This is a genomic window from Devosia sp. MC532 (genome assembly GCF_016461625.1).
Taxonomy (GTDB): domain Bacteria; phylum Pseudomonadota; class Alphaproteobacteria; order Rhizobiales; family Devosiaceae; genus Devosia.
The window spans coordinates 74,117-99,937 of the sequence record NZ_JAEMNZ010000009.1 but is presented as its reverse complement, the minus strand read 5'-3'; the positions used below and the strand labels follow the sequence as shown (position 1 = coordinate 99,937).

The window sequence follows — 25,821 nt, the reverse complement described above, 5'->3', positions numbered from 1 at the left end:
AAGTCCATAGCGCAGTAATACTACGCCGTTTGTGTCGCCTGTGTGAAGCAGATGCCGGATTTATTTTTGGCTGACTGCCGAAATAAAATTCGTCATGAAATCAAGACCATCGGGTGCAATTCCATGCCCGACGCCACGGCTCACGTGATAGTGCACGTCAAATTTTTCATCCCGGAGAATGCGGTCAGCGTCGGCGCTATGATTGGGGTCGACGACCTCATCCATATCGCCATGGACGAGGCATACCGGCGGCTTGGCCAGCGCGTCCGAACCAAACTGTTCTGGCGGCAGGAAAGCGCCGGAAACTCCGATTACCCCCATCAGCTGCTGGGACTTAGGCAGGGCCAATCCCGTGTGCAGCGCCATCATCGCGCCTTGGCTAAAGCCCCCCAAAATTGTGCGCTCGGGCAAAATTCCAGTTTGGCTCCAAAGATCGTTGAGAAACTCTTCCAAAACCGGACGGGCCGTCACCACGCCCGTCTGGCGATTGGCAAGGCGGTCTGCGCTCGGGTCCCAATCAATGGGGAACCACTGAAAACCAGCGCTGAATTGACCAACCGGTTGCGGCGCGTTCGGCGAGATAAACAGCGCACCGGGCAGCAGATGCAGCCAATGGCTCGCCAGACCAATCAGATCATTGCCGTCGCTGCCATAACCATGGAGCAAAATCACTGCACTATCGGGTGCTTGGCCATTTGCCGGAGCCACCATCGGGCCAGAGAGTTTGGTCACAGCAGGCTTCCTTCTCGATTCTTCATGGCGGCAAAATAGCGCCAAAATAAAATAGCCGCGGCGGATCGGTGCGGCGACCAATCCTGGGCAATGCCAATCATTTCTTTGATCGTCGGGCGAGCGTCAAGACCAAGCCCGGAATGGGCAGCCTTGAGTAAGGCCAAATCCCCGGCTGGAAAAATATCCGGATGCCCGGCGCAGAACAGCAGATAAACCTCGGCCGTCCAGGGGCCGATCCCCTTCAACTGTACCAGTCTGGCCACCGCCTCTTCGGCTGGCAAAATCTCCACCGCCGCCAAATCGATCTCACCCGCGCCAATCGCTTCGGCGACGCCGCGCATGGTCGCATATTTGCTACGCGAAAACCCGGCCCCGCGAATGTCGTCTTCTGACACGCCAAGATAGCCATCGGGCTCAAGTGCGCCCGGAAGCGCCGAATACCGCGCCCATATTGCTGCTGCGCTTTGCACTGAAACCTGTTGCCCACAGACAACCTTCGCGAGCCCGGCAAAGCCCTTGGGATTGACCCGCGGCTCAACAACGCCAGCCACCTCCCGCATTGGCGCCAACTGGGGCCAAAACCCCACGAGCTGGTCCACATGCCAGGCCAGTCCCTCGGGATGATCAATGCGCGGTGTTGCAAGGACCAAATCTTTGGTAAGTCTCTGCGCCATGTCTCAGCCGATCCTTCGCTTCGCTCCCAGCCCCAATGGCTATCTCCATCTGGGCCACGCCCTCTCCGCCTTCCTCACTTGGGAGGCGGCCGAAAAGCTGGGCGGCACTGCCCATCTGCGCATCGAAGACATCGACCTCAACCGCTGTAAACCCGAATTTACCCAAGCGATCCTTGAAGACTTGGCTTGGCTGGGCTTGTCTTGGCCTCAACCAGTGCTGATCCAGTCCGAACGGCTCGAGCTTTATGCGGATGCGGCCAATGTTTTGCGCGACCAAGCGCTGATCTATCCGTGCTTTTGCACCCGCGCAGAAATCGCCGAACATGCCACTGAGACCGATCCAGACGGTGCGCCAATCTATCCCGGCACCTGCCGCCACCTCTCCAATGCCGAGCGCATCGAGCGCTTGGAGCGGGGCGACGCCGTCCAGTTCCGCCTCGATACCGAAGCGACACGCGACCGCGTTGGCATGCTGACCTATACTGTCGTCGGCCCCACTGTCCTTGACCGCCCGCAAGTGCGCTACGCCCGCCCCGAACGTTGGGGCGATGTGGTGCTGCAACGCAAAGACACGCCCACGAGCTACCACCTCTCTGTTGTTGTCGACGACGCCGCAGAGGGTGTTACCCATGTCACCCGTGGCCGTGATCTCGAGGCGGCAACCGATATTCACGTTCTCCTGCAGGCCATATTGGGCCTTAATAGCCCGATCTATCACTTCCACCGACTGCTCAAAGACGAGACTGGAGCAAAGCTCTCCAAATCGCGCAATTCCAAAAGCCTGCGCGATTTGCGGGCTGAGGGGCTCACCCCAAACGATGTGCGTCGGTTGATTGGTCTGCCTGAACGCTGAGCTTGTCCCGTCCAATCCGGCCAAGGTGCGTCACCCCAAAAGCCAGTCGCGACTTGAGGCCATAGCCCAACATGCGGTCAAATCCCGTGTGAGCGAGCAGCAGCAGCCCAATTGCGCAACCAAGCGGGGCGGACAGCATCGCGCCAAGAGCGAAGACACCCGCGCCCAATCCATAATTGTGGACGCTATTATAGATCCACGCCCCCATGCGCGGGCCCAAGACATAGCCCAAAAAGCTCAGATCGGGCGCAAAGAACACCACAATTGCCGCCCAAACTGGCAAGCCATAATCCCCGCTCAGCATAACACCGAGCGCCACGGCAAACAGCACCGCCCCCTCGACCCGCTGCCATCGCTGTGTAAACCGCTCGTCCATCGCCGCCGTCCTCAATCTTGTTCGATTGAGGAATGGCCGATACAGTTCTGAATAGAAATCCGCCAAAACTGGACGATTAATATTCAAAAATGAATAGAGAGCCCGATTGGAATTTTTGGCGCAGTTTTGCCGCCGTGGTCGAGCACGGCTCGCTCTCTGGCGCCGCTCGGGCGCTGTCGATCAGCCAGCCCACCATTGGTCGCCATATTGAGGCGCTTGAGTTAGCGCTCGCGCTCAAACTCTTTGATCGCACCCTGTCGGGCCTCAAACCCAACGCCACCGCCCTCCGGCTCTACGAGCCCATTCGCACCGCGCAAGCGGCAATCGCTGAGGCCAACATCCGCGCCACAGGGGCGCAGGACACGCTCTTAGGCACCGTCCGCATTACCGCCAGCCTCATCATTTCTCACCACGTCCTGCCGGCCATTTTAGCGCCTCTCCGCCTCGCCTATCCCAATATTGCCCTGGAGATCATTCCCTCGGACACCAGTGAAAACCTGCTGCTCAATGACGCCGACATCGCCCTGCGCATGTTTCGTCCGACCCAGCTGGAGTTGATCAGTCGTCACTTGGGCTCAACAGAGATTGTCGCTCTTGCTCATGAGACTTACTTGGCGCGCCGCGGCACGCCGCGAACGCTGGACGAGCTTTTCCAGCATGATCTCATCGGATTTTCTGGCTCCACCGCCTTGATCAGCCACGCCAAAACGCTCGGCTACACCCTCACCGACGACAATTTTGCTATCCGTTCGGCCGATCAGGCCTATCTCTGGGAAGCGATCAAAGCCGGTCTAGGCATAGGGTTTGGGCAGAAAGTTCTGGCCCAAACGACATCAGGACTTGTTGTCCTCCCTATCGACATCAAAGCCCCGCCTTTGCCTTTCTGGCTCACCACCCACGAGCACTTGTTCACCTCACCCCGAATCCGTGCCATTTATGACGCACTCGCCAATGGGATAACCGCCTATATAAGAGGCGAACCCAAGACCCCATCGATCGGTTAGGTCCAAATGGAAACCCTTCTCAATATCGCCATCGGCCTCGTCATGCTGTTCGTGGTCATCGTTCTGGGCATGGGCCTGTGGAACATGCTCAAGGGCGGCTCCGGCAACACCAGCCAGAAGCTCATGCGCTTGCGCGTCATCGGTCAGGGCGTTGCCCTGCTGCTGCTGCTCATTGCCTTGGCCCTCTTCGGCGGCAGCCGCTGATCCATGGTCAAGCTCAACGCCATCTACACCAAGACCGGTGACAACGGTACCACGGGTCTCGTGCGCGGTCCCCGTCGCCCCAAGCACGATCTGCGCATCGACGCCTTCGGCACGGTCGACGAAACCAATGCCTTCATCGGTCAGGCGCGCCTGCACACCGCAGATTTTCCAGCCATTGATGCGGTGCTCGGCCGCATTCAGAACGACCTCTTCGATCTCGGCTGCGATCTAGCAACACCGGGCGCCGATAGCCCGGAAGATCCCTATCCAAGCCTGCGGATTCGCCCGGTACAGACCACCTATCTCGAAGAGCAGATCGATCTTTACAACGCCGATCTCGCCCCGCTGACGAGCTTTATTCTCCCCGGTGGCTCGCCTCTGGCGGCCCTGCTCCACGTGATCCGCACCGTCGCGCGTCGTGCCGAACGGCTGGTTGCCGAACTTCTTGAAGTCGAACCGGAAACCAGCGCCGAAACCCTGCGTTATCTTAATCGCCTCTCGGACCTTATGTTCGTCCTCTCGCGCACCACCAATGGCAATGGCGCAAAGGATGTCTTGTGGGTTCCGGGCAATTATGGTGACATCTCAAAAGGCTGACAGGCACAGCCGATCTTTTTTGGAGACCGGCTCTGTTCGTTCCTTTGCATGATAGAAACGCCATCCGTCACGTTCGTTTCCCCTATGTGACTTATGGGCTGATGGCGTTCACCATCCTCGTCTTCTGCTTTCAGGCGATTTTGCCGCCAGCCGATTTCGATCAAGCCACCATCAATTTCGGCATGATCCCGATTGTGGTGCGCGATCTCTATCCCCAGCCTGTGCCGTGGCTGCCCGATTGGGCGACGCTGTTCACCTACGCGTTTTTACACGCCGATTGGCTGCATCTGTTGAGCAATATGCTCTTCCTCTGGGTGTTCGGCGACAATGTCGAAGACGCCTTTGGGCACGTGCGCTATTTTCTGTTTTATGGGGCCTGCGCCATCCTCGCCGCCCTCTTCCATCTCGCCTTCAATCTCGATGGCAATGGCCCACTGATCGGCGCCTCTGGTGCCGTGGCCGGGGTGATGGGCGCCTATATTCTCTTGTATCCGCACGCCCGCGTCTTTGTGCTCGCCAAAATCGTCATCCCCATTCCCGTGCCGGTTCCGGCCTTCTGGATGCTGGGGTTCTGGATCGCCATGCAGTTGTTTTACGCCATTCTCGGCTCGCCCGACGCAGTGGCATGGTGGGCGCATTTGGGCGGCTTCGTCGCGGGCATGGCGTTAACGCCAATTTTCAAACGACGTGACGTGCCTTTGTTCGGTGGACGGTAAGCTTGTCTTAAGCACTAAGGCCTAGCCTTAACCCACCATACAAGAGGTCTCAGGATGAGCGCCGAACTGGCATCGACAGCCCTAGGCATGCGTCAGCAGCACATGCAGCAACAAATCAGCGTCGCGCTGGTGAAAAAAGCTCATGACATGCAGACGGAAACGCTCGAGATGCTGATGCAGGTGGCGCTCAATGCGCCACCGCCCGGTCAAGGCATCTCGGTCGACAAGATCGCCTAAATTAGCTGCGCAGGCTCAAAAGCGCCTTTACAACATTCTTGCCGTCTTCGGTCTGCCACTCGGCAGGGCCCTGCAACACGGCCAGCTCGCACCCTTCTGGGTCCAGCAACAGCGTCGCTGGTAGGCCAATCGCTACCGCCTGACGCTTCAACCGCTCAAACGCTGCAAAAGTGTTGTCGGCATAAAGCGGCAAGTTCTCGAACTGCCCTTCATCCAAAAACTGCTGCGCCTTACCCAAGCCGTCCGAGCCAATATCGAGATTGATCGGCAAGACCATAAAGCTATCGGAATTGAACTCGGTCGCAATGGCGTCGAGCGCCGGCATTTCTTCGCGGCACGGCACACACCAGCTGGCCCAGAAATTGACCAGCAGCGACTTTCCATTGAACGAAGCAACGGTCATATCCGTGCCGTCAATGTCCTTAAATGCCATATCGGCATAGCCACGACCTTCGCCGGTGCCGTTCAAAGCGGCCAATTCACCCACCGCCGCGCCCTCAATAATCTGTGCTGCAGCGGCCTGAACTGGGCATTCATTCGCTTCCCCGGCATTGCCGAGCATCAGCCATGCCGCTATAGACCCACCAACCACCACAAGTCCCGCCGCAGCTGGCATGATCCAGCGCATCGCGGTTGAGGATCGATCTGAGCGGATATTGGCCATGGTGTCTCCGGACAAGTCTTCAAGCAATAAGATGTGGGGCGGTCGGTTTGCCGAGGCGCCCGATGCGATTATGGAAGAGATCAACGCCTCGATCGGCTTTGATCAGCGCCTCTTCCGTCAAGATATTGCCGGTTCTAAGGCACACGCGACAATGTTGGAAGCCACGGGCATTTTGACGCGCGAAGATCGCGACGCCATTTTGACCGGACTCGACGAAGTTTTGGGCGAAATCGAGAGCGGCGAGTTCAAATTCTCCCGTGCGCTCGAAGACATCCACATGAACGTAGAGTCACGTTTGCGTGAGAAGATCGGCGATGCTGCAGGCCGTTTGCATACCGCCCGCTCGCGCAATGATCAGGTCGCGACCGACTTCAAGCTTTATGTGCGCGATTACATCGACCACCTGGTCACCCAGATTAAAAAGCTCCAGCTCGCCTTGGTGCTGCGCGCCGAAGACGAAGCCGAAACCATTCTGCCGGGCTTCACCCATCTGCAAAACGCCCAGCCGGTGACCTTTGGCCACCATCTGCTCGCTTATGTCGAAATGCTCGGCCGCGACGCAGGTCGCCTGGAAGACGCGCGCAAGCGTCTCAATGAAAACCCATTGGGTTCGGCAGCCCTCGCTGGCACGCCTTATCCGATCAACCGCGAAATGACCGCTTCGGCGCTCGGCTTTGATCGCCCAACCGCCAATTCGCTCGACGCTGTGTCTGACCGCGATTTCATCCTCGAAACCCTTGCAGCAGCGGCCATCTGCGCCATGCACCTGTCGCGTTTCGCCGAGGAAATGGTCATCTGGTCTTCGGCCCAGTTCAGCTTCGTAAAGCTCTCGGACAAGTTCACCACCGGCTCGTCCATCATGCCGCAGAAGCGCAATCCCGATGCTGCCGAACTGGTTCGCGCCAAAATCGGTCGCATCATGGGCTCGCTCAATTCCCTGCTCGTCGTCATGAAGGGCCTGCCTTTGGCCTATTCCAAGGACATGCAGGAAGACAAGGAAGTGGCGTTTGACGCGCTCGACGCGCTCTCGCTCTCCCTTGCTGCAATGACCGGCATGGTTGGCGACATGCAGCCAAACCGCGACAAGATGCATGCCTCGGCTTCGGCTGGCTTCTCGACCGCAACCGACGTTGCCGATTGGCTGGTGAAAGAGCTGAACATTCCGTTCCGCGATGCCCACCACATCACTGGCGCTATTGTTTCGGCGGCAGAGAAAAAGGGCTGCGGTCTCGAAGGTCTCACCATCGAAGACTTTAAGGCGGTCGATGAGCGTATCGACAGCCGCATCCATAAGGTCATCACCGTGGAAGCCTCCGTTGCCGCGCGTAAATCTTACGGCGGCACCGCCCCGAGCAATGTCGTGGCACAGGCCGCGCGTTGGAAATCCTTGCTCACCGGGGAGACCCACGAGCCGCGCGCGCTAAAAGCCAAAAAATCTGGTCACGGCGACGGCGGCATCGAATAAGCCTAAACAATAAAGCCCTCCCCTGGAGGGCTTTATTTTTGGTGACAGACTGTTCACGCCAGCGGTCTTGCAAATCGAGCCCAGAACCATAGCTTGAGCATATCCAACAGCTTATACGGTCGCGTAACATGCTCTCTCGTACCCGACAGATGCGCCTTACCCCGCGTCACGTGTCCCATCTCCAGCCCGCGACCATTGATGTCACCCTGCCCAAGCCTCCGGTGGGCATGCGCGAAGCCACGCAGGCCGATTATGATGCCGCCATCGCCCATCTGTTCTCCGAAGCGGACCACCACGAGGAAACCTGGGTCTTTGCCTATGGGTCTCTCATCTGGCGACCAGCCTGCGACTATGTCGAGGTGCGAACCGGCCGACTGCATGGTTGGCACCGTCGCTTCTGCTTGGGCTGGAACACTGGCTTTCGCGGCAGCCCGGAAAACCCCGGCCTGATGCTGGCGCTCGATCGCGGCGGCGCCTGCAATGGCGCGCTCTATCGTTTGCCGCCCGACGCGCGGGACGAGAACGTCCAAAAGCTGCTGGAGCGTGAGATGAGCTGGCTTCCGAGCTCTTTCCCCCCGCGCTGGGTCAAGGTCAAATCCGGCGACCGCACCGTGCGCGCTCTAACGTTTTGCATTGATCGCCATTCTGGGCGCTATGTTTCGGGCCTGAGCGAAGAGCAAATCGCCGACATGCTGGCCACCGCCACAGGCACCCGCGGCTCAATGGCCGATTACCTCTATTCCACCGTCAGCCATCTCGAAGACATGGGCATTCACGATCCCCATATGTGGCGGCTGCAACACATGGTCGCTGAGCGGATTGAGGCGGTTTACGAGCGCTAGAGCACACGGCCGCTTCCGTTTTCTGCGAGCTTGCCGTAGAGGTTTCCCAAACTACCGCCTTTGGGGAACTATCGTGGTCCACCACTTCCATCACCGCAACGACACCCTCTTTGCCGAGGACGTCAATCTCAACGAACTCGCGGCGGAGGTCGGCACTCCCTTCTACGTTTATTCCAGCGCCACTCTGCGCCGCCACGTCGCTGTGGTTCAGAAGGCGTTTGAAGGCATTCCCACGACCCTGGCCTATGCCATGAAGGCCAATTCCAATCAGGCCGTTCTCAAGCTCATGGCCGCCGAAGGCTGTGGCGCCGACGTTGTCTCGCTTGGCGAACTGGAACGCGCGCTCGCCGCTGGCATCCCGGCCAACAAGATCGTCTTTTCTGGCGTCGCCAAAACCATTGCGGACATGCGTCGCGGCCTAGAAGCGGGCATCAAGTGCTTCAACGTCGAGAGCGAGCCCGAGCTTGAGCGCCTGTCCATTGTCGCCTCCGATCTTGGCCTCACCGCTCGCGTTTCCGTGCGCGTCAACCCAGACGTTGATGCCCGCACCCACGCCAAAATCTCGACCGGTAAGTCCGAAAACAAATTCGGCATTCCCTACAAGCGCGCTCGTGAAGTGTATAACCGCATCGCTGCGCTATCCAATGTTCAGGCTGTTGGTGTCGACATGCACATTGGCAGCCAGATCACCGACCTAGAACCCTTCGGCAATGCCTTTGGCCTCATGGCTGAGCTGGTCAAAGCTTTGCGCGAAGACGGTCACACCATTGAGCATGTCGACGTCGGTGGCGGCCTCGGCATCCCCTATTCGGCCGATGGCGAACTGCCGCCTCATCCAGATGCTTACGCCGCTGTCGTACGAGACAAGGTCGGCCAGCTCGGCTGCTCCCTCGTTATTGAGCCGGGCCGTCTGCTCGTCGGCAATGCCGGTATTCTGGTCACCAAGGTGGAATATGTGAAGCGCGGCGAAAAGGACTTCGTCATTGTCGATGCGGCGATGAACGACCTCATCCGCCCCACGCTTTATGAAGCCCACCACGACATCGTCCCGGTCAACCACTCCAACCTAGCCCCAATCACGGGCGACATCGTTGGCCCCGTGTGCGAAACCGGCGATTACCTCGCCACCAACCGGACCATTCCGGGCGTCGTTGAAGGCGACCTTTTGGCCGTGATGAGTGCGGGTGCTTATGGCGCTGTTATGGCCTCAACCTATAACTCGCGCCCGCTTGTGCCCGAGGTCCTGGTTGATGGCAGCCGCTGGCACGTCATCCGTCCACGCAAGAGCATTGATGAGCTGCTCGCGCTCGATAGCGTGCCAGACTGGCTGTAATCAGTTTGGGGGTTAGATCGCTTGGGCCCTTTGGCCCAGCGACATCACCTCAACGGGAACACCCGCCAAGGCATCATCAACCTTAGCCAAAAGGTCGACAAGCGTAAACGGCTTTGGAATCACATCGTAGATCAGCGCCTCAAGCCCACGGCTGCGCTCGCGCTGATCTGCAAATCCTGTCATCAACAAAATCGTCAGCTCAGGATAGCTCGCCCCTGCGCGCTGCGCCAAGGCAATGCCGTCCAACACCGGCATCTTGATATCTGACAGCAGCAGGTCGAACGCGCCATTTTCGGCGTCCAGCGTTTCCGCCGCCAGCTCACCATCTTCCTCAGCCACAACCTCGTGGCCTCTCATTTTCAGAGCAGCTTCGACGAAGGCGCGGACCGATGGATCGTCCTCTGCAACAAGAATGCGTGCCATGCTGTTCTTTACCTCGTTGCCGAAATGCCGGCATGAGCAATAGGTTGAACCACTTGCGGCACGGCCGCCTGTGATGTCTGGTCTGTCCCCGGACGGACAGCGCTCCCTGTGGAGGCAAAGCTCAAGCGCACGCGTTGCGCATCAGCTGGTGGCAGCGTTAGTCGCGTGTCAAACGTCGCTGTTTCCCCAGCCATAAGGTCGGGCACGCGCGGATTGACACTCCACTCATAAATAGCTCGTCCACTGCTATCCAAGAGACTGACCACTACCGGAGGCACCGGGACAGGTTTTCGGCCAATTCCTACAATTTGCGCCGAGACTGAGAGAACGTCCTTACCCTGCGAAAGGCTCCGCAGCGTCTGCAACTTGGTAAATTCCAAACCAACAGTGTTCACGCCCAGCCCGATGCTGGAATAAAGGCCAGCCAGTCCCGGGTACCGTTCGACCAATTGTACGCGCGCAAAATAGCCAGTGCACAACACAGCGCTGAGCAGCAAAACACTCGTCAGGCGCGCACCACGGCGCATGCGGGCAAGCGGCAGGCGAGAACTTAAAGCATTTTGGCGGCGAGAAAATTCCGCCTGTCGTTGTTTTAATTCGGCGGCATTTGGCGGGGGCATAGTCAGGTCTACAGTCGTCTCACCGACAGATTCGTCGGGCATAACAGGAGCAACGGGCTCGGCAATCGCCTCAACCAATGCGGTGGTCTTTCGCCTGCTGCGCATTTTGGCCGCCTCGGCCATGGCCTCATCGAGCAGGTCTTCAGCCAGATCAGTGAACTTGATTCCCTCAGGAATTGCAGGGGCTTCATTGACTGGCACTTGATCCCAAGCTTGCCGACAATGGGCACACTTTACCTTACGGCCAGCCGACCCTATGGCGTCAAACGCCACCTGGTATTTGGTCTGGCAATGCGGACAAGAAATAATCATCGCGCCGAGTGGCTTTCACATGGAGTCGCATTGACCCTAATGCCCACTTGTTAAAACTCCTCAAACCTCGCTAAAGCGACGTCATCACCACAATTGTGCCGTTTCCCCCGTCGAAACACTTGCCTAACACCGCGTCGGCTACACGACGCTGCTATGATGGCCGAAAGGCTGATTCGCCTTTTTGGCACCACCGGACCAGCTGGGGAGCATCCGTTCTTGATCGAGTTTTCCGATGTGGGTCTGCGCTACGGCCATGGCCCGGAGATCCTGAAAGACCTGTCGTTCTCCATTGAGCCAGGCTCGTTTCACTTTCTCACGGGCCCTTCGGGCTCTGGCAAGACCAGCCTCTTGCGCCTCTTGCTGCTGTCGCTGAAGCCGTCGCGCGGCAAAGTCACCATGTTTGGCGAAGACGTGGGCAATCTCGATCAGGATAGTCTTTTGCAAATGCGCCGCCATATCGGCATCGTGTTTCAGGAGTTCCGCCTGCTCGATCATTTGACCACCTTCGAAAACGTGGCCCTGCCGCTGCGCGTTCTCGGCCAGCCCGAAAGCGAATACCGCCCCAATGTGACCGAGCTGCTCGAATGGGTTGGTCTTGGCGAGCGCATGCACGCCCATCCTACGCTTCTCTCTGGCGGCGAAAAACAACGCGCCGCCATTGCCCGCGCGGTGATTGCACGCCCCAAAATTCTTCTGGCAGACGAGCCGACCGGTAACGTCGATCCCGAACTCTCGAGCCGCCTCGTGCACCTGTTCGCCGAGCTCAATCGCACCCTGGGCATGACCATTATTCTGGCCACCCACGAATTGCCCCTGCTCGATCGGTTCTCCTATCCGCGCATGGTTCTCAACAAGGGGGAGCTGGCCATCCATGGTTAAGCAGCTTCTGCGCTTCGTTCCGCGCCGCACCGGTGCCGCTCCAATCGTGCCGGAAAAATCCGTCGCCGGGCGCACCCTCCTTCTGCTCATCACCATCATGGCCTTCCTCTCGGCCGTGACCCTTGGTGGCGTCGTGCTGGTGCAAAAGTCCGCCATTGCATGGTCCGCCGATGTTGGCCGCGAACTGACCATCCAGATCCGCCCGGTTGAGGGCGAGGTGATGGACAGCAATCTGCGCACCGCCGTGTCGCTGGCCCAATCCACCCCCGGCGTTGCCAATGCCCGCGCGCTGACCCTTGCCGAGAGCGAGGCCCTCCTCACCCCTTGGCTGGGCGCAGGGCTCGACCTGTCGACCATCGCCATTCCGCGTCTGGTTGTGGTTCAGCTCTCTGATCCAAACTTGGCCGACGTCGAACAGCTTTCGCGCAATCTGCAAGCCATCAATGGCGCAAGCCTCGATACACACGCCGCTTGGCGTCAACAGCTCAACACCATGGCCGGCACCGTCGTGTTCTCTGGTCTGCTGGTGCTCGGCCTCATTGGCGTTGCGACGGTTCTAGCCATTGTCTTTGCCACCCGCGGCGCGATGGCGACGAACCGCGAAATCGTCGATGTGCTGCATTTTATCGGCGCATCGAATCGCTTCATCGCTGGCGAATTTCAGGGACGCTTCCTCTCTATTGGCCTGCAAGGCGGCCTCTTGGGCGCGCTCCTCGCGATCGTCTTCTTCCTCCTCGTAGGCACAGCTGCCAGCTCAGTCCTACCCTCGGAAGCGACAGCGCAGATGGATGCTCTGTTTGGCCAATTCATCCTCGGCCTAGATGGCATCGGCTGGGTCATCGCCGTTGTGCCGGTTATTGCCGTCCTCACAGCCATCACCTCGCGCATCACCGTTCGTCGCTATCTCAGCGAAGCGTCCTAATCCAAATGCCTCGCCAAGTGCTGCCCGTCACGCTATGACGAGGCAGCACCAGCCATTGACAAGGCAACCCACATGTCGATCAGAACCGCGATCCAGGCCCTCCGAACCGCCCTGTTTTATGTGGTGTTTTTGGGTCAAACCGTAGTTCTGGCGCTGATCTTGGGCACCATTGCAGTCATCGCAGGGCGCACGCGCGTCGGCACTGCCATTGCCCGTTTCTGGTGCGCGTCCAACCTCGTTTATCTGCGCACCATCGTCGGGGTTAAAACCGATGTTGAGGGCGCCGAAAACATCCCCCCCGGCGGCTGCATCATCGCCTCCAAGCACCAATCCGATTGGGATATTTTCGGGCTATTCCCCCACATCACGCGGCCTGCCTTCATCGCCAAAAAAGAGCTGATGCGGATCCCCTTTTTCGGCTGGGCCGCGCGCTCCATCGACTGCATCGAGGTCGACCGTCAGCGTGGCGCCGAATCCATTCCTCTGATGCTGCAAGATTCGCGCGCAGCCATCGAGCGCGGCTGCCAGATCGTCATCTACCCCGAGGGTACGCGCAAAGCCCCCCTCGCCCCGCCGGACTACCGGCAAGGCATCGTGCGCATGTACACCCAGCTCAATGTCCCCGTCGTGCCCGTCGCCCTCAATTCCGGCCTCTATTGGGGCCGCAACAGCCTCCTCATCTGGCCCGGTACAGCCAAAGCCCGCTTTCTCGCGCCGATTGAGCCCGGCCTCAGTCCCGAGGTGTTCATGGACCGCCTGCGCTCCGCCATTGAGGCAGAAACCAATCGTTTGATCCTCGAAGCGGAAGCTGAAGGGCTCAACCGTCCCCTCGATGGTCAGCTCAAACAACGATTAGCAGCACTCCACAACGCAAAAAACACTACATCTTGATTTCCATCCGGAAGCGAACCATATAGGTAGACACATCACAGAACATGCTTTGACTTTGCGTCAAATTTGTTCTACTTTTGTTCCGTGAGTTTGTATGGGTTCGCGAAATGGCGTGTGTTGATAGGAACGAGCAAGACAAAGCGACCGTCACACATTGGCTTGGCCGGTCCGGCCGAGACTATGGCCTCGTTCCCGAAAATCTCTCAAGCTTCAGCCTCAATACCGCCGCGCTCTATGTTTTAGCCGAAGGCTCGGTCATTGCTTGGGCTGGAACGGCCGATGATTTGATCGTCGACACCTCAAGCCGCGCCAAATTCCGTCAGGCTCTTGAAAACGCTACCGACGCCTTTTCCATGGATTGCCCAGACAATGCGCAAGCCGTGGTGTGGGATCTAGTCGGCACGCCAGGTCCTGCCCACCAACACGCCGCCTAGCTTACGCCGCAGCGCTATTGGCCTCTTGCAGCTGGCGAACAATGTCCGCCAAACGCTTATCTCTGATCCCCAGCTGGCTCAGCATATTGGCGGTGTTGATCACATAGTCGACATTGCGGCCCGAAATTCCGACACCCGCGCGGATGATTGCCAATTGCTCCGCAACCGGCAAGCTGCCCGCAAACTGCTCATGCGCCTCATCGACGACATAGGCTAAGGCGCTCACCCGCCGCCCATCAGCCAACGTCACTGGCCGCCAAACATCGCGATAGACCGAGGTGACGAGTTCGCGCGCATCAAGATAGGCCCGCACCTCATCCCAGACCGTCTCACTGACCTCAAAAGCCATGCCCCGGCACGACCCACCCCGCGCCAGCCCAAACACAAGTCCGGGCACATCCGGCGTTCCGCGATGATGATGCGAGATGATAGAGAGCGAGCGATGCGCTCCGCGAAGCATGCCCAGCTGCGACGACACGAAAGAAAAACCAGGGTTCCAAATCAGCGAACCATAGCCAAAGACCCATCGTGTTTGCATTCAGTCGAACTACCATGCTTGAACTGACCATCATGGTAATCCAGACCCGCCAGCGACACAAATGCAGTGCAAGCATCACAGTGATGCAAGCGCCGTCAGCGCCAGATAAGAAGAAGATATGAAGAAGCGAATCATCATTCTCGGCAGCGTTGTCCTGCTCGTCCTGCTGGCTTGGACCGGCGTCTGGTTCTACATTTCGGGCCAACTGCGCGAGCAGATCGGCCTGCTCGCCTATAATGATGGCGAGACCGCACCGCAGCTGGTGTGCGAAACGCTCGACATCACGGGTTTCCCGTCCAGCTTTGCCATTGATTGCCGCAATGCCAGTGTCGTCACCGGCGACGTGCTAACCAAAATTCCAGCCGTCCGCGCCACAGCCTTTGTCTATAGCCCAACCAATGCCCGCGTTTCAGCGCTTGGCCCGGCCACGATTTCCGACGCCTTCACCGGCTCCGAGCAGAGCCTTGCCTGGTCCGGTCTTGAGGCCAGCATTCGCCTCAAGGATTGGCGCATTGGCCGCATTTCGCTGATCGCCGACGATCTCGTTTGGGCCGATCAGCTTTTTGGTGATCGCACTATCGCCACCAGCTCCAAGGCCGAACTGCATCTGCTCGATATTCCCGAAGCGCACAACACCGAAACCAAGCGCGCCTCGGTCGCCACCTATCTGCGCTTTGCCGATATTGAAGCCCCCGGCTTTAACGTCACCCAGACCAATGCCGAATTGGAAGCCGAACTCTCGGCCCTACCGGATGATCTGCGCAATCTCGGCGCCGTCCCCTTCCTGCCCGATTGGCAGCAGGCTGGCGGCACGCTCAAGCTCGTTGGCCTTCGCGCAAGCGATCCTGAGGGCGATCTCAACGCCACGGGCGAGCTGACGCTGGACGCTGCAGGCTATCCAACAGGCTCGATCACCATTGATTCTGAGGGTGTAGCGCAGCGCTTGGGCGTAATGCTGGAAGAACCTGTGCGCACTCTGGTTCTGGGTGTGCCGGGCGAAAACGGCCGACACACCAATGTTCTAACCTTTGCCAATGGCGGCATGTCGGCAGGGCTTGTGCCTGTCGCCGCCATCCCGCCGCTGTTTTAAGCCTTATCGTCGGTTTTGGGCGCGGCCTCATGAGCGCGCCCAAAATCGGCAGCGGCCGTTTCCTGACCCGCATTGATGATCGACCGGCGAATGGCCCGCGTGCGGGTAAAGAGCGCTTCCAGCGAAGCCCCATCGCCGGTGCGAACAGCGCGCTGAAGCGCCGACAAATCTTCTGAAAAGCGTCCGAGCATTTCCAAAACCGCGTCACGGTTGGTCAGGAAAATATCGCGCCACATCACCGGATCAGACGCCGCGATACGGGTAAAATCGCGGAAACCCGACGCCGAGAACTTGATCACCTCGGACTTCGTCGAAGCCTCAAGGTCGGCCACCGTGCCCACAATATTGTAAGCGATCAAATGCGGAATATGGCTGGTAATCGCCAGCACCATATCGTGGTGAGCCGCGTCCATGCATTCCACATTGGAACCCATGCCCTGCCAAAAACCGATGAGCTTGTCGACTTCTGCCTGTGGCACTTCCTCGCCCGGCGTCAACACGCACCAACGGCCAACAAAGAGCTCCGCAAAGCCAGCCGATGGCCCCGAGTGTTCAGTACCCGCAAGCGGATGCCCGGGAATAAAATGCACTGTGTCGGGCAGGTATGGTCCCACCGCATTGAGAACGTGCTCTTTGACCGAACCAACGTCCGAAATGATCGCGCCCGGCTCTAAGTGTGGTGCAATGGTTTCAGCCAGCTTGGCATAGGTGCCAACCGGCGCGCACAGAATAACGAGGTCTGCGCCCTTCACGGCCTCGGCGCTGTCGAGCGTATAGATATCGCCAAGGTTGAGCGCCTTGGCCTCATCCAGCGTCTCTTGCTTGCGGGTTGCAATCGCAATGGTGTCGACCAAGCCATGACGACGAGCCGCCAGCGCGATGGAAGAGCCGATCAAGCCAATGCCGATCAGCGCGAGCTTATTAAACTGCGCCGCCATTACGCCCCCTTAAACTCTTTAAGCACCTGCGCCACGGCGCGCATCGCCTCTTCCGAGCCGATAGAAATGCGGATGCCGTTCCAAATATCGTAGGATTTGCCCACTTCACGCACGACATAGCCTGCGGCCAGCAGCGTTTCAAACGCCGCCGCAGCCTCTTCCTTGGTCTCAAACAGCACAAGGATGAAATTGGCCTGGCTTGGCAGCACGCGCATGGCATTGCCGCTCAGTTCAGCGGTCAGCCAGTCGCGCCACTTGGCATTGTGCGCATTGAGCTGGGCGGTAAACTCAACGTCGCGCATCGCTGCGGCCCCGGCCATTTGCGCGGGCAGGTTGACGTTAAACGGACCACGAATGCGGTGCATGGCGTCGATGACGTGGTCAGGACCAACCATCCAGCCAATACGCGCCGCAGCCAGCCCCATTTTGGAGAAGGTGCGCACCATCACGACATTGTCGAATTCACGCACCAGCTCGATCCCAACCGAATAGTCGGCGGCCGTCGCATACTCGGCGTAAGCACTGTCGATAACGAGCAAAATGTCGGGACGCAGACCCGCATGCAGGCGGCGCACTTCAGCGTCGGTGAGATAGGTGCCGGTCGGGTTGTTCGGATTGGCGAGCCAAATCACCTTTGTGCGCTCAGTCACAGCGGCAAGGATTAGATCGACGTCAGCCGTATAATCGGTTTCCTCGACCATTACGATCTGCGCGCCGGTCGCCTTGGTGATGATCGGATAGACCGAAAAACCATAGCGGTTCATCACCGCTTCATCGCCCTCGCCAAGGTAGATCTGCGCCAACAGGTGCAAAATATCGTCCGAGCCATTGCCGCAGACAATTGCCGCTGGGTCGATGCCATGCACTTCACCAATCGCCTCGCGCAAAATCTTGGACGAGCCTTCAGGATAAATCGCCAGCTTGTCGGCCATAGCGGCAAAGGCTTCGATAGCCTTTGGGCTGGCGCCGAGCGGGGATTCATTGGCAGAAAGCTTGATCGCATGGCTCCCCGGCGCACCGGACTTGCCGGGCAAATAGGGGGCAATGTCGAGAATGCCGGCTTGCGGCGTCGGGCGCTTATTTTCGGACATATTGGTCATCTGATTAGGCAGGAAAGCCGCGCGGACCATATGCAAACACAGAGCCAAAGGCAAAGCCTCTGTGGCACAATCCTGCAATCATCCCGAGCGTGCGGTTGCCGTCTTTAAGTTGGGGACGCGCACATAGCGCGTTTCTTTGATGCGGCGCGGCACAGCTGGAAAAGCCTCCTTGCGCGCCCGCACGCAAATCACCCCACTCATGGCCGAGCCGACGACGCGCCCTGCCCCTTCCCAAAAACGCGTTGAGCGCATCATCAGCTTAGAATTAATCGGCGGCACGAACAGCGCATCGCGCCAGGCCACTGGCACAAAGCTATGGTCACGCAGCAGCTTTTCAATCTGCCCACCCGAATACGGGTTTCCCTGACCAAAGGGCGTGTTGTCCCTTTGCGCCCACATGCCCCGTCGCCTTGGCACCACCAAAATGAGATGCCCGTTCGGCGCTGTGATCCGCCACAACTCGCGCATCAGTTCTTCGGCGTCCGCCACATGCTCAAGGGCGTGAATGCCAATGGTCAAATCAATGGCCGCATCGGTCAGTGGCATTTCCAGCGGATCACACAGCACCGTGCGAGACGGACCTTCGCGCGGCCAGGATGAAGCACCCTGCCGCGCCGGCATAAAGGCCAGAACCCGCTCAGCAGGCTCGAGAGCAAAGCGCATATAGGGTGTGGCAAAGCCAAGCCCCAACACGCGTTTTCCCTTCACGTCGCCAGCCAAAGCCACAACATGCTCGCGCACAAGTGCGCGCGAAAGCCGCCCCAAAGGCGATTTATAATAAGCGATAAGGCGAGCGACATCCGAACTCATGCGTTAAACTTAGGAAACACGCGCGCTCTTGTCCAATCCCGGTTGTCATCGTGACCACGACTTCCTAGCGTGCGGCCAGTCAAATTAGGAGTTCGCAATGGCTTTGATCGTGGATGTCTTCCCCGCACGTGACGATAATTACGGCTATCTCGTGCATGACGAGGCCACAGGTCGCACTGCAGCCATCGACGCGCCCGAAACCGCCGCCATCGAAAAGGCGCTCAAGGCACGCGGCTGGACCCTCACCGATATTCTCATCACCCACCACCACATCGACCACGTCGAAGCTATCGCCGATCTCAAGGCCAGCTATGGCGCGCGCGTCATTGGTCCAAAGGCCGAAGCTGACAAGATCGAAGGCCTCGATGAACTCGTCGGCGAAGGCGACATTGTTTCGGTCGGCGATGCCACGTTCGAGGTGTTCGCTACCCCCGGCCACACGCTCGGTCACATCGTCTTCTACAATGCCGAAGGCGGTCACCTCTTCTCTGCCGACGCCCTCTTCTCGCTCGGCGTAGGCCGCATGTTTGAAGGCACCCCTGGCCCAATGTGGAACGGCGTTAAGCGCCTGCGCGATCTGCCCGACGCAACGCTCGTTTATTGCGGCCATGAATACACCGCCTCGAACGCGCGCTTTGCTCTCTCGATCGACCCCAACAATGCGGCGCTTCAGGCCCGCGCTGCCGAAGTCACCGCTCTGCGCGACGCTGGCAAGCCAACCATTCCGTTCAACCTCGGCGAAGATAAGAAGGCCAACCCGTTCTTACGCGCCGATGCTCCAGAACTGGCGCAGTTCTATGGCCTTTCGGGCGCAGATGCAGGCGAAGTCTTTGGCGCCATCCGCAAGGGCAAAGACACTTTCTAATCAAACTAGATTTAGGCCGGTGCAATCCACCGGCCTATTTTTCTGTCCATACGGCGCACAAAGACAGTTTTAAGCGGTTTTTAGCGAACTCCCGTCTAGCTAATTCTTAACAAATCGTTACCATCTGGCACAGCACTTGCCCCTAACTGGGTAAGGCACGCGTAAGAATGTTCCAAAATGGAACAGCGGGCCCAAAATGGAGCGATTTATGCCCGGACTGCCCGAATTCGATACAGATACGCCGGTGGTTTACTCTTTCCAGAGTGAGCTGAGCGCCCGTTCGTCTTCACCGCACTGCGCGCCAACCCCCGAATTTGTCTCGCAGCTGATCGCAGCGCGTGATCGTTTGCCGCCTCAGCGCCATCGCCGCACCAATACGGCAGAAGGCGCCGTCGGTGCCTATGGTCGCGGCATGAGCATGGCCGACCGCCGCATGCCGCTTGGCTATCGCAAGACTGTCGTCGCTTAACACTTCCACTCCGCAGACAAAAATGGCGCCCTGAGGCGCCAGTTTCGTCCAATCTGTACCGCCGTGGATTAGTGCATTTCCACGTCGCGGCTGGCGCTGGTGATCGAAACGGTAAATCCGGCGACCACGTCGATCAGGCTCATCACCATGAGCAGGAAGAACACCGAGCTCGCCGCCGCTCCGACCAGCAAAAACTCCACCAAAAACAAAATGAACAGCGCCATCGAGAGCATGTGCTCAACGATGGAAGCCTGTGCCGTGCGCGTGGACTTCAGCACCTCAAAGAACAGCAGCAAAATCCCGATCACGGCCAGAAAGTCGCCGGCGGTTATCGCCCAAGGCATGCCCGAAGGCATGGGCAGCGAGAACAGCCCAAAATTCCAATTGGCCGGGTTCCCGCCAAAGAAAATGAACACCACAATATTGTAGAGCACAAAGGGGACGACCAGCAGTGGCGGAATAAACCGTCCCTTGTGCGCCCGCACCGAACGACTTGGCATCATCACTGTTTCGCTCATCTCGCTCTCCGCGCCTTGATAGTCTTCCCTAGCAAACGCCGCGCGGCTGGAAAAGGCTTCCCACGCCGCTCAGCGACCAGGATTGATCACCCCCTCCCAGAAACCGAGTGACCAAGCCAAAAATCTTCTGCTAGCCTACAAACGCCATTCCGGCAGGAGGAGACGACAATGACGACTCCAAAAAACACTGTCTGCATCTGGTACGATACCGAGGCAGAGCAAGCGGCCCAATTCTATGCGGCCACCTTCCCCGACACCCATATCCACGCCGTCCGCAGTGCCCCCGGCGACAATCCATCGACCAAGGCCGGTGCCGTTCTCACCGTAGAATTCACGGTCATGGGTATTCCCTGCATCGGCATCAATGGCGGGTCCACCTTCAAGCACTCGGAAGCCTTTTCCATGCAAGTGTCCACCAAGGACCAGGAAGAGACGGACCGCTATTGGAATGCAATCACCAGCAATGGCGGCGAGGAGAGCATGTGCGGCTGGTGCAAGGATCGTTGGGGCGTCTCGTGGCAGATCACGCCCGATACCCTCACCCAAGCCATGCAAGCGGGTGGCGACGAAGCCCGCCGCGCCTTTGAAGCCATGATGACCATGAAGAAAATCGACGTCGCCGCCATCGACGCCGCCCGCCGCGGGTAGGGACATAAAAAACGGGAGGGACCAAAGCCCCTCCCGCAAAACTCTTAAAGCTTAACAGCTTGCCCGGTCCGCACGCTCTCGTCTGCAGCAATGCAGATATTGAGCGAAGCCACCGCGTCATTCATATGGCGCGTCAGATCATAGTCTTCCGTGATCGCACGATAGAGATAATCCTGCTCGCGATCACACAGCCCCTGATGGTCCGGCTCTCCATGCATATCGAGCCACTCGTCGGCCTTGAGCGGCTTGTTGTCCGCATCAAGCCCAGCGTGATGCACCAGAATGCGCGAGGTCTGGGTGTGGGCGTTAATATCGGCCGAGGCCGCGCCCTGATCCATGACGATGGACACCGAGCCATTGGCCGAGATCACGTCTTTCACAAAGAACGCGGTTTCCGACATCATCGGCCCCCAGCCCGCCTCATACCAGCCCACGCTCCCATCATCGAACAGCACCTGGAAGTGGCCGTAATTATACATGCCTTCCGGCAGGCCCTTGGCCAGCGGCACGCCCATGCCACGCACTTCCACCGGGGTGGCATCGGTGATCTGGCACATGACGTCGACATAGTGCACGCCACAATCAACGATGGGCGACGTCGTCTGCATGATGGAACGGTGAATGTCCCAAGCCGCCCCGCTCGACTGCTGGTTGAGGTTCATGCGGAACACATAAGGCCCACCGAGCTTGCGGGCCTGCTCGATCAGCGTCGTCCACGACGGGTGGTGACGCAGAATATAGCCCACCACCAGCTTGCGCTTATACTCCTCGGCCGCCGCCACCACGCGACGCGCATCCGCGACCGTTGCCGCCAACGGCTTTTCCACGAACACATGCGCGCCCGCTGCCATCGCCGCTACGGCATAGTCAGCATGGGTATTGGTATGCGTTGCAATCGAGACAACGTCCGGCTTGAACTCAGCCAATGCCGCTGCGTAGTCCGTACGCAGCGGATAAGAGGCCAGATCCTCCGGAAGATTGCTCGGTGCCGAGCGGTTCACCAGACCCACAATCTCAAAGCCTTCGTGGCTATGATAGGCCAATGCATGGCTACGACCCATTTGGCCTAGTCCAACCACCAGTACTTTAAGCGGTGTTGCGGTCATGAAGGGTCTCCCGAAAAGTTAAAGAGTGCGACGAGCGGCAGCAATCTGACGCGCGCCCAGAGTGGACAGCGCCACCGAGTACAATGTGGGGTTGGTTGCGGTCATGGTCGGGATCACGCCATTGCCCGCGACATAGAGATTGTCAAAATCCCACACCTTGCTGGTGGCGTCGCAAACGCTGGTGCCGTCATTGGCCTCGCCCATGCGGATCGTGCCCTGATAGTGCAGCGAGCTGCCCACTGGCAGTTGGATCGTGGCAAAGCCCGGCGCTGGACGACCAATGATATTGGCAATGCGCAAGGCGGTTTCCTTAGCATACTCGATACGCGCCAGATCCGCTGCCGATTGCTTCCACTTGATCGAGATCGACGGCAGGCCGTGCCAATCGAGATTGTTCTCGTCAAACTCAATGCGATTGTTCGCGTCGACATCGGCCGGCACAAACACGCCCATGCCCACTGGATAGCCCGAAAACTCTTCATTGACGGGCATGCTGCTTAGGCTGGTCTGCGCAATCGTCACCGAGAAGGGGAAATCCTTGGTCGCTGGGATCCAGTTCATCGCCCGCATAGGCTCTTTGCTCTGGAACTCAGCAATCTGGGAGATCATGTAGTGATCGTTGATATATCGCCCCAGCGCCGCTGGGCGAATGCCCGAGGCAAAAAGGATCTGCGGCGTGTGCAACGAATCGGCGGCAACAACCACGGTCGCGGCCGTAATAACGAAGCTGTCGCTCTCGCCCGCGCGGACCAATTCAACGCCAGTTGCGTGGCCATTTTCATGAATGACGCGGCGGCAAATGGTTTCCGCCAAAATCTGGAAGCGTTCCTTTGGCTCTTGGACCAGATCGCCCAGGATCACATCGGTGCCGTGGTAGAACAGATCGCCGTCCTTTGGCGTTGCCGCCAGCGGCATCGGGCGCACTGTGCGATCTTCGTTCCGGCCCGGATTAAATTCTGCCCCCAGGCGCTCGCGCAGTTGCGCAGCGACTGCGTCGCCTGCGCGTGGGTCCTTGTTGGTGCCCAACAGCATTTCTGCGTCGGCGACAGCCGCGTCAAACACATCGCTTGCAATGAACGGAACGCGTTCCGTTTCCGATGGCGTTGGCGTGCCGGTGGACCACTTTGTCCCCATGCCACCGACGTTTGCCGCCGAGAAGCCTGCGAACAGCCCCTGACCATCATCGCCCTCATTGGCGATGAACAGGCCCGAGCGGCGCAGCAGCGAGGCATCGAAACCACCCGCGCGACGGGCTTCCCATTCTTCCTTGGAGATCGACAAGCGACGGCTGCGATCGGCGCCCTGCGCCAGCGTTTCCAGCTCAGCGCGCTTTTCCAAATCCAGCACGTTGTCGAGGTGCCCGCCCACTTCCGGAAGGATTTGAGGGCCAGCCTCCACCATCACGATGCGGGCTTCAGGCCAATTGTTGCGGATCACGCGCGCATAGGCGCTCCCATTGGGGCCGCTACCGATGATGACGACGTCGGTGGAGAAAGAAGACATGAAACGAATTCCATCAAAACGCTGGTATGAAATTGGTATCAATTGTGCAAACTCGATGTAAAGTAGCCAACTGAAACTAATGCGATAATTTCTATTCCCGGAGCGCGCTGATGAAGATCGGTATGTCCTCTTATAGCTTCCTCCCCCTGCTCGCGAACGGCAGCCTAAGCGTCGATGGCCTGTTCGATTGGCTCAGCGCAAATGGCGCCGAGCACCTGGAAATCGCAACCTTCAGCTTCGCCCCACCCGGCGAAGGATCGACCTATGATCTTGCCAGCGATGAAAAAACTCTTCTCGCGCTGGAAGCAGCCGTTGCGCGCACCGGCATTCCCATCTCCGGCTTCTGCCTTGGCGCAGACATGTTGGGCGAAAATCGCGCCGAGGAGATCGCCAAAGTAAAACGCTATGTTGATCTTTGCGCGCGGTTCGGCGTCAACTATTTGCGCCATGACATCGTCATTTGGGGCAATCGTCTGGCCGACACTCAGGCCATTGAAAACGCTTACCCAATGCTCGCCGATGCCTGCCGCGAGATTGCCGAATATGGCGCCAGCAAGAATGTCGTCACCAGCGTTGAAAACCACGGCTTCGTCATGGTTTCGGCCGAGCGCCTCACGCGTCTCCATCATCTGGTCAACCACCCCAATTTCAAGCTCACCGTCGATGTCGGCAATTTCCTCTGCGTTGACGACAATCCCTATGTCGCCACCAAGCGCACCCTGCCGCTCGCCAGCTTCGTCCACTTCAAAGATTTCTATATGCGTCAAGCCGAGCCCGGTCCGGGCTGGCTGAAAACCGCAGGGGGCGAGTTCATTCGCGGCTCTGTTCTGGGCTATGGCGATCTCGACATTCAGGCGCTTGCCGATGCGGTCATCGCCTCCGGCTATGATGGTTTTGTCTCGCTCGAATATGAAGGGGGCGATCCAACCCTGTTTGGCTGCGAGCATGGCCTCAACAACCTCAGGCGGTTTCTGCGCCAATCACCCGCCGCCTAAAACAAAACCCCGCCACGACAGCGGGGTTTTTCTTTGAAAGAGGCAAGGCGCGTCACGAGACCAGCGCTTAAAGCGCGATCAGGCGGTCAAACCGCGCCTTCATATCGGCGAGATGGCTGCGGTCGCCGCCCGGCATTTCAACCGAAGCCCAGCCGGAATAACCGATCTTGGCAAGGCTGGCATTGACCGCTGCCCAATCGACATCACCCTCGCCCAGTTCCACCTCAAAGCCCTTCCACGGGCCTTCGGCATTCATCTTGGCAAGGCTATATTCCTTGACGTCGAGGCGCATGATGCGTGTGCCCAGCGCTTCAATCCAGTCACATGGATTGCCATAGCGCAGCACATTGCCAATATCGAAATACCAGCCCAGATGGTCGTTCTCAAAACCATCAATCAGATGCGCGGCTTCGAGCGGGCTCAACAGGAAATTGTTCCAGACATTTTCAAGCGCGATCTTGATGCCGATCTCTTCGGCATGCGGCAGCAGGCGATCAATGCCTTCCACAGCGCGGTCATAGGCCGCTGCATAGCTGGTCTTGTCATTGACGACGCCGGGCACCAACAACATGGTTTCCGCGCCATAGGCCTTGGCCTGCTTCATGCCTTCAATGCTCGCTGCAACGCAGGCGTCACGCACCGCAGGATCAGGGTCGGTAAGCGGGGTCGGCCAATGGGCCGAATTGATCACGCCCGGAATAGCCACGCCGGTCGCATCGCGTCCTGCCAGCACTTCCGCCAGCGGCAGATCATTGGGCGCGTCCAGCTCAACCCCATCAAAACCGAGATCAGCGACCAGACGGAACTTGTCTGCAATCGAAAGATCTTCTTCGATCATCGACCATTTGAGGCTGGTCTTGGCCATTGGGCGGGAAGAGGGAGTGGTCATAGCAACAAACTCTGGTTCTGCGTCGCCCTAACCCTAATGCGCTCCGGCCGAGGTCTGAAAGCCTGAAACCACACTTACCGTCTCCTTCCCCAATTGGAACGTCCCCGCCCAACAGTGCGCTCTTGTCGCAGGCTGAGCTCTCTTGTCCTCTCTCCACCGCCCAGCCATATCGCT

32 protein-coding genes are annotated in these 25,821 nt (G+C 58.7%); 18 read left to right on the top strand and 14 right to left on the bottom strand.

The genetic code is table 11. The annotated features are described in order from the left end of the window. Nucleotides 1–60: 60 nt before the first annotated feature. The gene (locus tag JHC09_RS12405) at nt 61–732 is read right to left on the bottom strand and encodes a prolyl oligopeptidase family serine peptidase (protein WP_199532175.1); all 672 of its coding nucleotides are present in this window, start codon (nt 730–732) and stop codon (nt 61–63) included. Next, complete coding sequence (locus JHC09_RS12400; protein WP_199532174.1) at nt 729–1,406, bottom strand: DNA-3-methyladenine glycosylase 2 family protein; 678 nt, start codon at nt 1,404–1,406, stop codon at nt 729–731. Before JHC09_RS12400 ends, JHC09_RS12405 begins: the two co-directional genes overlap by 4 nt. Here JHC09_RS12400 and gluQRS point away from each other — a divergent pair. Then, entirely contained in the window at nt 1,405–2,259 is an 855-nt protein-coding gene (gene gluQRS, locus JHC09_RS12395; RefSeq protein WP_199532173.1) for a tRNA glutamyl-Q(34) synthetase GluQRS, read from the top strand. The genes JHC09_RS12400 and gluQRS overlap by 2 nt on opposite strands. Here the strand turns inward: gluQRS and JHC09_RS12390 are convergent. Beyond that, nucleotides 2,213–2,635, bottom strand: a complete 423-nt coding sequence (locus JHC09_RS12390) for a DUF4260 domain-containing protein (RefSeq protein WP_199532172.1) — start codon at nt 2,633–2,635, stop codon at nt 2,213–2,215. The two genes, gluQRS and JHC09_RS12390, sit on opposite strands and share 47 nt — an antisense overlap. Before the next feature lie 89 nt (nt 2,636–2,724). Here JHC09_RS12390 and JHC09_RS12385 point away from each other — a divergent pair, with 89 nt between their 5' ends. Genes JHC09_RS12385 through JHC09_RS12365 form a run of 5 tightly spaced genes read left to right on the top strand, consistent with a single transcriptional unit; the run spans nt 2,725 to nt 5,393 of the window. Further along, nucleotides 2,725–3,639 (top strand): LysR family transcriptional regulator, encoded by a 915-nt coding sequence (locus JHC09_RS12385; RefSeq protein WP_199532171.1) that lies wholly within the window; start codon nt 2,725–2,727, stop codon nt 3,637–3,639. 6 nt (nt 3,640–3,645) lie between these two features. After that, a complete protein-coding gene (locus tag JHC09_RS12380) occupies nt 3,646–3,843 on the top strand; it encodes a twin transmembrane helix small protein (RefSeq protein ID WP_169195522.1) in 198 nt (65 codons plus the stop codon). Between the two features lie 3 nt (nt 3,844–3,846). Further along, nucleotides 3,847–4,440 (top strand): cob(I)yrinic acid a,c-diamide adenosyltransferase, encoded by a 594-nt coding sequence (locus JHC09_RS12375; protein ID WP_199532170.1) that lies wholly within the window; start codon nt 3,847–3,849, stop codon nt 4,438–4,440. Nucleotides 4,441–4,484: 44 nt separating this feature from the next. Then, the gene (locus JHC09_RS12370) at nt 4,485–5,156 is read left to right on the top strand and encodes a rhomboid family intramembrane serine protease (protein WP_169195524.1); all 672 of its coding nucleotides are present in this window, start codon (nt 4,485–4,487) and stop codon (nt 5,154–5,156) included. A gap of 54 nt (nt 5,157–5,210) precedes the next feature. Continuing rightward, nucleotides 5,211–5,393 (top strand): putative motility protein, encoded by a 183-nt coding sequence (locus JHC09_RS12365; RefSeq protein ID WP_169195525.1) that lies wholly within the window; start codon nt 5,211–5,213, stop codon nt 5,391–5,393. A 1-nt stretch (nt 5,394) separates the two neighbouring features. Here JHC09_RS12365 and JHC09_RS12360 read toward each other — a convergent pair whose 3' ends face one another. Next, complete coding sequence (locus tag JHC09_RS12360) at nt 5,395–6,057, bottom strand: TlpA disulfide reductase family protein (RefSeq protein WP_248309007.1); 663 nt, start codon at nt 6,055–6,057, stop codon at nt 5,395–5,397. Between JHC09_RS12360 and argH the strand changes: the two genes are divergently transcribed. The 3 genes from argH (at nt 6,056) to lysA (ending at nt 9,697) form a co-directional block, all read left to right on the top strand. Beyond that, nucleotides 6,056–7,522 carry an argininosuccinate lyase gene (gene argH / locus JHC09_RS12355; RefSeq protein WP_211200590.1) on the top strand — a complete coding sequence of 489 codons (1,467 nt, stop codon included), beginning with the start codon at nt 6,056–6,058 and terminating at the stop codon, nt 7,520–7,522. The two genes, JHC09_RS12360 and argH, sit on opposite strands and share 2 nt — an antisense overlap. 128 nt (nt 7,523–7,650) lie before the next feature. Beyond that, nucleotides 7,651–8,364: a gamma-glutamylcyclotransferase gene (locus JHC09_RS12350; protein ID WP_199532169.1), complete on the top strand. Its 714-nt coding sequence runs from the start codon at nt 7,651–7,653 to the stop codon at nt 8,362–8,364. A 73-nt stretch (nt 8,365–8,437) separates the two neighbouring features. Next, entirely contained in the window at nt 8,438–9,697 is a 1,260-nt protein-coding gene (gene lysA / locus JHC09_RS12345) for a diaminopimelate decarboxylase (protein WP_199532168.1), read from the top strand. A gap of 12 nt (nt 9,698–9,709) precedes the next feature. Here lysA and JHC09_RS12340 read toward each other — a convergent pair whose 3' ends face one another. Together JHC09_RS12340 and JHC09_RS12335 are read right to left on the bottom strand one after the other, a co-directional pair. Then, the gene (locus tag JHC09_RS12340) at nt 9,710–10,120 is read right to left on the bottom strand and encodes a response regulator (RefSeq protein WP_169195528.1); all 411 of its coding nucleotides are present in this window, start codon (nt 10,118–10,120) and stop codon (nt 9,710–9,712) included. An 8-nt stretch (nt 10,121–10,128) separates the two neighbouring features. Then, on the bottom strand, nt 10,129–10,941 hold the full coding sequence (locus tag JHC09_RS12335) for a hypothetical protein (protein ID WP_248309006.1): 813 nt from the start codon (nt 10,939–10,941) through the stop codon (nt 10,129–10,131). A gap of 327 nt (nt 10,942–11,268) precedes the next feature. On the opposite strand from JHC09_RS12335, the gene ftsE reads away from it, so the two are divergent. The 4 genes from ftsE to JHC09_RS12315 all read left to right on the top strand — a co-directional run bounded on the left by ftsE (nt 11,269) and on the right by JHC09_RS12315 (nt 14,178). Next, the gene (gene ftsE / locus JHC09_RS12330) at nt 11,269–11,931 is read left to right on the top strand and encodes a cell division ATP-binding protein FtsE (protein WP_169195529.1); all 663 of its coding nucleotides are present in this window, start codon (nt 11,269–11,271) and stop codon (nt 11,929–11,931) included. After that, complete coding sequence (locus tag JHC09_RS12325) at nt 11,924–12,853, top strand: ABC transporter permease (protein WP_169195530.1); 930 nt, start codon at nt 11,924–11,926, stop codon at nt 12,851–12,853. The genes ftsE and JHC09_RS12325 overlap by 8 nt, the downstream gene beginning before the upstream one ends. Nucleotides 12,854–12,925: 72 nt before the next feature. Beyond that, a complete protein-coding gene (locus tag JHC09_RS12320) occupies nt 12,926–13,744 on the top strand; it encodes a lysophospholipid acyltransferase family protein (protein WP_199532166.1) in 819 nt (272 codons plus the stop codon). Between the two features lie 107 nt (nt 13,745–13,851). Beyond that, on the top strand, nt 13,852–14,178 hold the full coding sequence (locus JHC09_RS12315) for a hypothetical protein (RefSeq protein WP_169195532.1): 327 nt from the start codon (nt 13,852–13,854) through the stop codon (nt 14,176–14,178). Between the two features lies 1 nt (nt 14,179). Here JHC09_RS12315 and JHC09_RS12310 read toward each other — a convergent pair whose 3' ends face one another. Beyond that, a complete protein-coding gene (locus JHC09_RS12310) occupies nt 14,180–14,716 on the bottom strand; it encodes a gamma-glutamylcyclotransferase (RefSeq protein ID WP_199532165.1) in 537 nt (178 codons plus the stop codon). Between the two features lie 118 nt (nt 14,717–14,834). Between JHC09_RS12310 and JHC09_RS12305 the strand changes: the two genes are divergently transcribed. After that, nucleotides 14,835–15,806: a DUF2125 domain-containing protein gene (locus JHC09_RS12305; RefSeq protein ID WP_199532164.1), complete on the top strand. Its 972-nt coding sequence runs from the start codon at nt 14,835–14,837 to the stop codon at nt 15,804–15,806. On the opposite strand, the gene JHC09_RS12300 is transcribed toward JHC09_RS12305, so the two are convergent. The 3 genes from JHC09_RS12300 to JHC09_RS12290 all read right to left on the bottom strand — a co-directional run bounded on the left by JHC09_RS12300 (nt 15,803) and on the right by JHC09_RS12290 (nt 18,654). Further along, complete coding sequence (locus JHC09_RS12300) at nt 15,803–16,744, bottom strand: prephenate/arogenate dehydrogenase family protein (RefSeq protein ID WP_199532163.1); 942 nt, start codon at nt 16,742–16,744, stop codon at nt 15,803–15,805. The genes JHC09_RS12305 and JHC09_RS12300 overlap by 4 nt on opposite strands. Continuing rightward, a complete protein-coding gene (gene hisC, locus JHC09_RS12295; protein ID WP_199532162.1) occupies nt 16,744–17,835 on the bottom strand; it encodes a histidinol-phosphate transaminase in 1,092 nt (363 codons plus the stop codon). Before hisC ends, JHC09_RS12300 begins: the two co-directional genes overlap by 1 nt. An 87-nt stretch (nt 17,836–17,922) precedes the next feature. Next, entirely contained in the window at nt 17,923–18,654 is a 732-nt protein-coding gene (locus tag JHC09_RS12290; protein ID WP_199532161.1) for a methyltransferase domain-containing protein, read from the bottom strand. Between the two features lie 97 nt (nt 18,655–18,751). On the opposite strand from JHC09_RS12290, the gene gloB reads away from it, so the two are divergent. Both gloB and JHC09_RS12280 read left to right on the top strand, forming a co-directional pair. Then, nucleotides 18,752–19,519: a hydroxyacylglutathione hydrolase gene (gene gloB, locus JHC09_RS12285; RefSeq protein ID WP_199532160.1), complete on the top strand. Its 768-nt coding sequence runs from the start codon at nt 18,752–18,754 to the stop codon at nt 19,517–19,519. Nucleotides 19,520–19,727: 208 nt separating this feature from the next. Beyond that, nucleotides 19,728–19,988, top strand: coding sequence for a hypothetical protein (locus JHC09_RS12280; RefSeq protein ID WP_169195539.1), 261 nt, complete (start codon nt 19,728–19,730; stop codon nt 19,986–19,988). A gap of 68 nt (nt 19,989–20,056) precedes the next feature. On the opposite strand, the gene JHC09_RS12275 is transcribed toward JHC09_RS12280, so the two are convergent. Beyond that, entirely contained in the window at nt 20,057–20,506 is a 450-nt protein-coding gene (locus tag JHC09_RS12275; RefSeq protein WP_349236465.1) for a hypothetical protein, read from the bottom strand. 168 nt (nt 20,507–20,674) lie between these two features. On the opposite strand from JHC09_RS12275, the gene JHC09_RS12270 reads away from it, so the two are divergent. Next, nucleotides 20,675–21,154 (top strand): VOC family protein, encoded by a 480-nt coding sequence (locus tag JHC09_RS12270; RefSeq protein WP_169195540.1) that lies wholly within the window; start codon nt 20,675–20,677, stop codon nt 21,152–21,154. 44 nt (nt 21,155–21,198) lie between these two features. Here the strand turns inward: JHC09_RS12270 and JHC09_RS12265 are convergent, their stop codons facing one another. Together JHC09_RS12265 and JHC09_RS12260 are read right to left on the bottom strand one after the other, a co-directional pair. After that, nucleotides 21,199–22,260: a Gfo/Idh/MocA family oxidoreductase gene (locus JHC09_RS12265; RefSeq protein WP_199532159.1), complete on the bottom strand. Its 1,062-nt coding sequence runs from the start codon at nt 22,258–22,260 to the stop codon at nt 21,199–21,201. 18 nt (nt 22,261–22,278) lie between these two features. Next, a complete protein-coding gene (locus tag JHC09_RS12260) occupies nt 22,279–23,763 on the bottom strand; it encodes a GMC oxidoreductase (protein ID WP_199532158.1) in 1,485 nt (494 codons plus the stop codon). A 110-nt stretch (nt 23,764–23,873) separates the two neighbouring features. Between JHC09_RS12260 and JHC09_RS12255 the strand changes: the two genes are divergently transcribed. Continuing rightward, entirely contained in the window at nt 23,874–24,758 is an 885-nt protein-coding gene (locus tag JHC09_RS12255) for a sugar phosphate isomerase/epimerase family protein (RefSeq protein WP_199532157.1), read from the top strand. Nucleotides 24,759–24,825: 67 nt separating this feature from the next. On the opposite strand, the gene JHC09_RS12250 is transcribed toward JHC09_RS12255, so the two are convergent. Beyond that, the gene (locus JHC09_RS12250) at nt 24,826–25,647 is read right to left on the bottom strand and encodes a sugar phosphate isomerase/epimerase family protein (RefSeq protein WP_248309005.1); all 822 of its coding nucleotides are present in this window, start codon (nt 25,645–25,647) and stop codon (nt 24,826–24,828) included. Nucleotides 25,648–25,821 lie beyond the last annotated feature (174 nt).

Excerpts from the sequence above, each read along its gene's own strand:
- gluQRS (WP_199532173.1), top strand. The coding sequence starts at position 1,405 with ATGTCTCAGCCGATCCTTCGCTTCGCTCCCAGCCCCAATGGCTATCTC.
- JHC09_RS12400 (WP_199532174.1), bottom strand. The coding sequence starts at position 1,406 with ATGGCGCAGAGACTTACCAAAGATTTGGTCCTTGCAACACCGCGCATT.
- JHC09_RS12390 (WP_199532172.1), bottom strand. The coding sequence starts at position 2,635 with ATGGACGAGCGGTTTACACAGCGATGGCAGCGGGTCGAGGGGGCGGTG.
- JHC09_RS12385 (WP_199532171.1), top strand. The coding sequence starts at position 2,725 with ATGAATAGAGAGCCCGATTGGAATTTTTGGCGCAGTTTTGCCGCCGTG.
- JHC09_RS12380 (WP_169195522.1), top strand. The coding sequence starts at position 3,646 with ATGGAAACCCTTCTCAATATCGCCATCGGCCTCGTCATGCTGTTCGTG.
- JHC09_RS12375 (WP_199532170.1), top strand. The coding sequence starts at position 3,847 with ATGGTCAAGCTCAACGCCATCTACACCAAGACCGGTGACAACGGTACC.
- JHC09_RS12365 (WP_169195525.1), top strand. The coding sequence starts at position 5,211 with ATGAGCGCCGAACTGGCATCGACAGCCCTAGGCATGCGTCAGCAGCAC.
- argH (WP_211200590.1), top strand. The coding sequence starts at position 6,056 with ATGGTGTCTCCGGACAAGTCTTCAAGCAATAAGATGTGGGGCGGTCGG.
- JHC09_RS12360 (WP_248309007.1), bottom strand. The coding sequence starts at position 6,057 with ATGGCCAATATCCGCTCAGATCGATCCTCAACCGCGATGCGCTGGATC.
- JHC09_RS12350 (WP_199532169.1), top strand. The coding sequence starts at position 7,651 with ATGCTCTCTCGTACCCGACAGATGCGCCTTACCCCGCGTCACGTGTCC.
- JHC09_RS12340 (WP_169195528.1), bottom strand. The coding sequence starts at position 10,120 with ATGGCACGCATTCTTGTTGCAGAGGACGATCCATCGGTCCGCGCCTTC.
- JHC09_RS12325 (WP_169195530.1), top strand. The coding sequence starts at position 11,924 with ATGGTTAAGCAGCTTCTGCGCTTCGTTCCGCGCCGCACCGGTGCCGCT.
- JHC09_RS12320 (WP_199532166.1), top strand. The coding sequence starts at position 12,926 with ATGTCGATCAGAACCGCGATCCAGGCCCTCCGAACCGCCCTGTTTTAT.
- JHC09_RS12315 (WP_169195532.1), top strand. The coding sequence starts at position 13,852 with ATGGCGTGTGTTGATAGGAACGAGCAAGACAAAGCGACCGTCACACAT.
- JHC09_RS12310 (WP_199532165.1), bottom strand. The coding sequence starts at position 14,716 with ATGCAAACACGATGGGTCTTTGGCTATGGTTCGCTGATTTGGAACCCT.
- JHC09_RS12305 (WP_199532164.1), top strand. The coding sequence starts at position 14,835 with ATGAAGAAGCGAATCATCATTCTCGGCAGCGTTGTCCTGCTCGTCCTG.
- JHC09_RS12300 (WP_199532163.1), bottom strand. The coding sequence starts at position 16,744 with ATGGCGGCGCAGTTTAATAAGCTCGCGCTGATCGGCATTGGCTTGATC.
- hisC (WP_199532162.1), bottom strand. The coding sequence starts at position 17,835 with ATGTCCGAAAATAAGCGCCCGACGCCGCAAGCCGGCATTCTCGACATT.
- JHC09_RS12290 (WP_199532161.1), bottom strand. The coding sequence starts at position 18,654 with ATGAGTTCGGATGTCGCTCGCCTTATCGCTTATTATAAATCGCCTTTG.
- gloB (WP_199532160.1), top strand. The coding sequence starts at position 18,752 with ATGGCTTTGATCGTGGATGTCTTCCCCGCACGTGACGATAATTACGGC.
- JHC09_RS12280 (WP_169195539.1), top strand. The coding sequence starts at position 19,728 with ATGCCCGGACTGCCCGAATTCGATACAGATACGCCGGTGGTTTACTCT.
- JHC09_RS12275 (WP_349236465.1), bottom strand. The coding sequence starts at position 20,506 with ATGAGCGAAACAGTGATGATGCCAAGTCGTTCGGTGCGGGCGCACAAG.
- JHC09_RS12270 (WP_169195540.1), top strand. The coding sequence starts at position 20,675 with ATGACGACTCCAAAAAACACTGTCTGCATCTGGTACGATACCGAGGCA.
- JHC09_RS12265 (WP_199532159.1), bottom strand. The coding sequence starts at position 22,260 with ATGACCGCAACACCGCTTAAAGTACTGGTGGTTGGACTAGGCCAAATG.
- JHC09_RS12260 (WP_199532158.1), bottom strand. The coding sequence starts at position 23,763 with ATGTCTTCTTTCTCCACCGACGTCGTCATCATCGGTAGCGGCCCCAAT.
- JHC09_RS12255 (WP_199532157.1), top strand. The coding sequence starts at position 23,874 with ATGAAGATCGGTATGTCCTCTTATAGCTTCCTCCCCCTGCTCGCGAAC.
- JHC09_RS12250 (WP_248309005.1), bottom strand. The coding sequence starts at position 25,647 with ATGACCACTCCCTCTTCCCGCCCAATGGCCAAGACCAGCCTCAAATGG.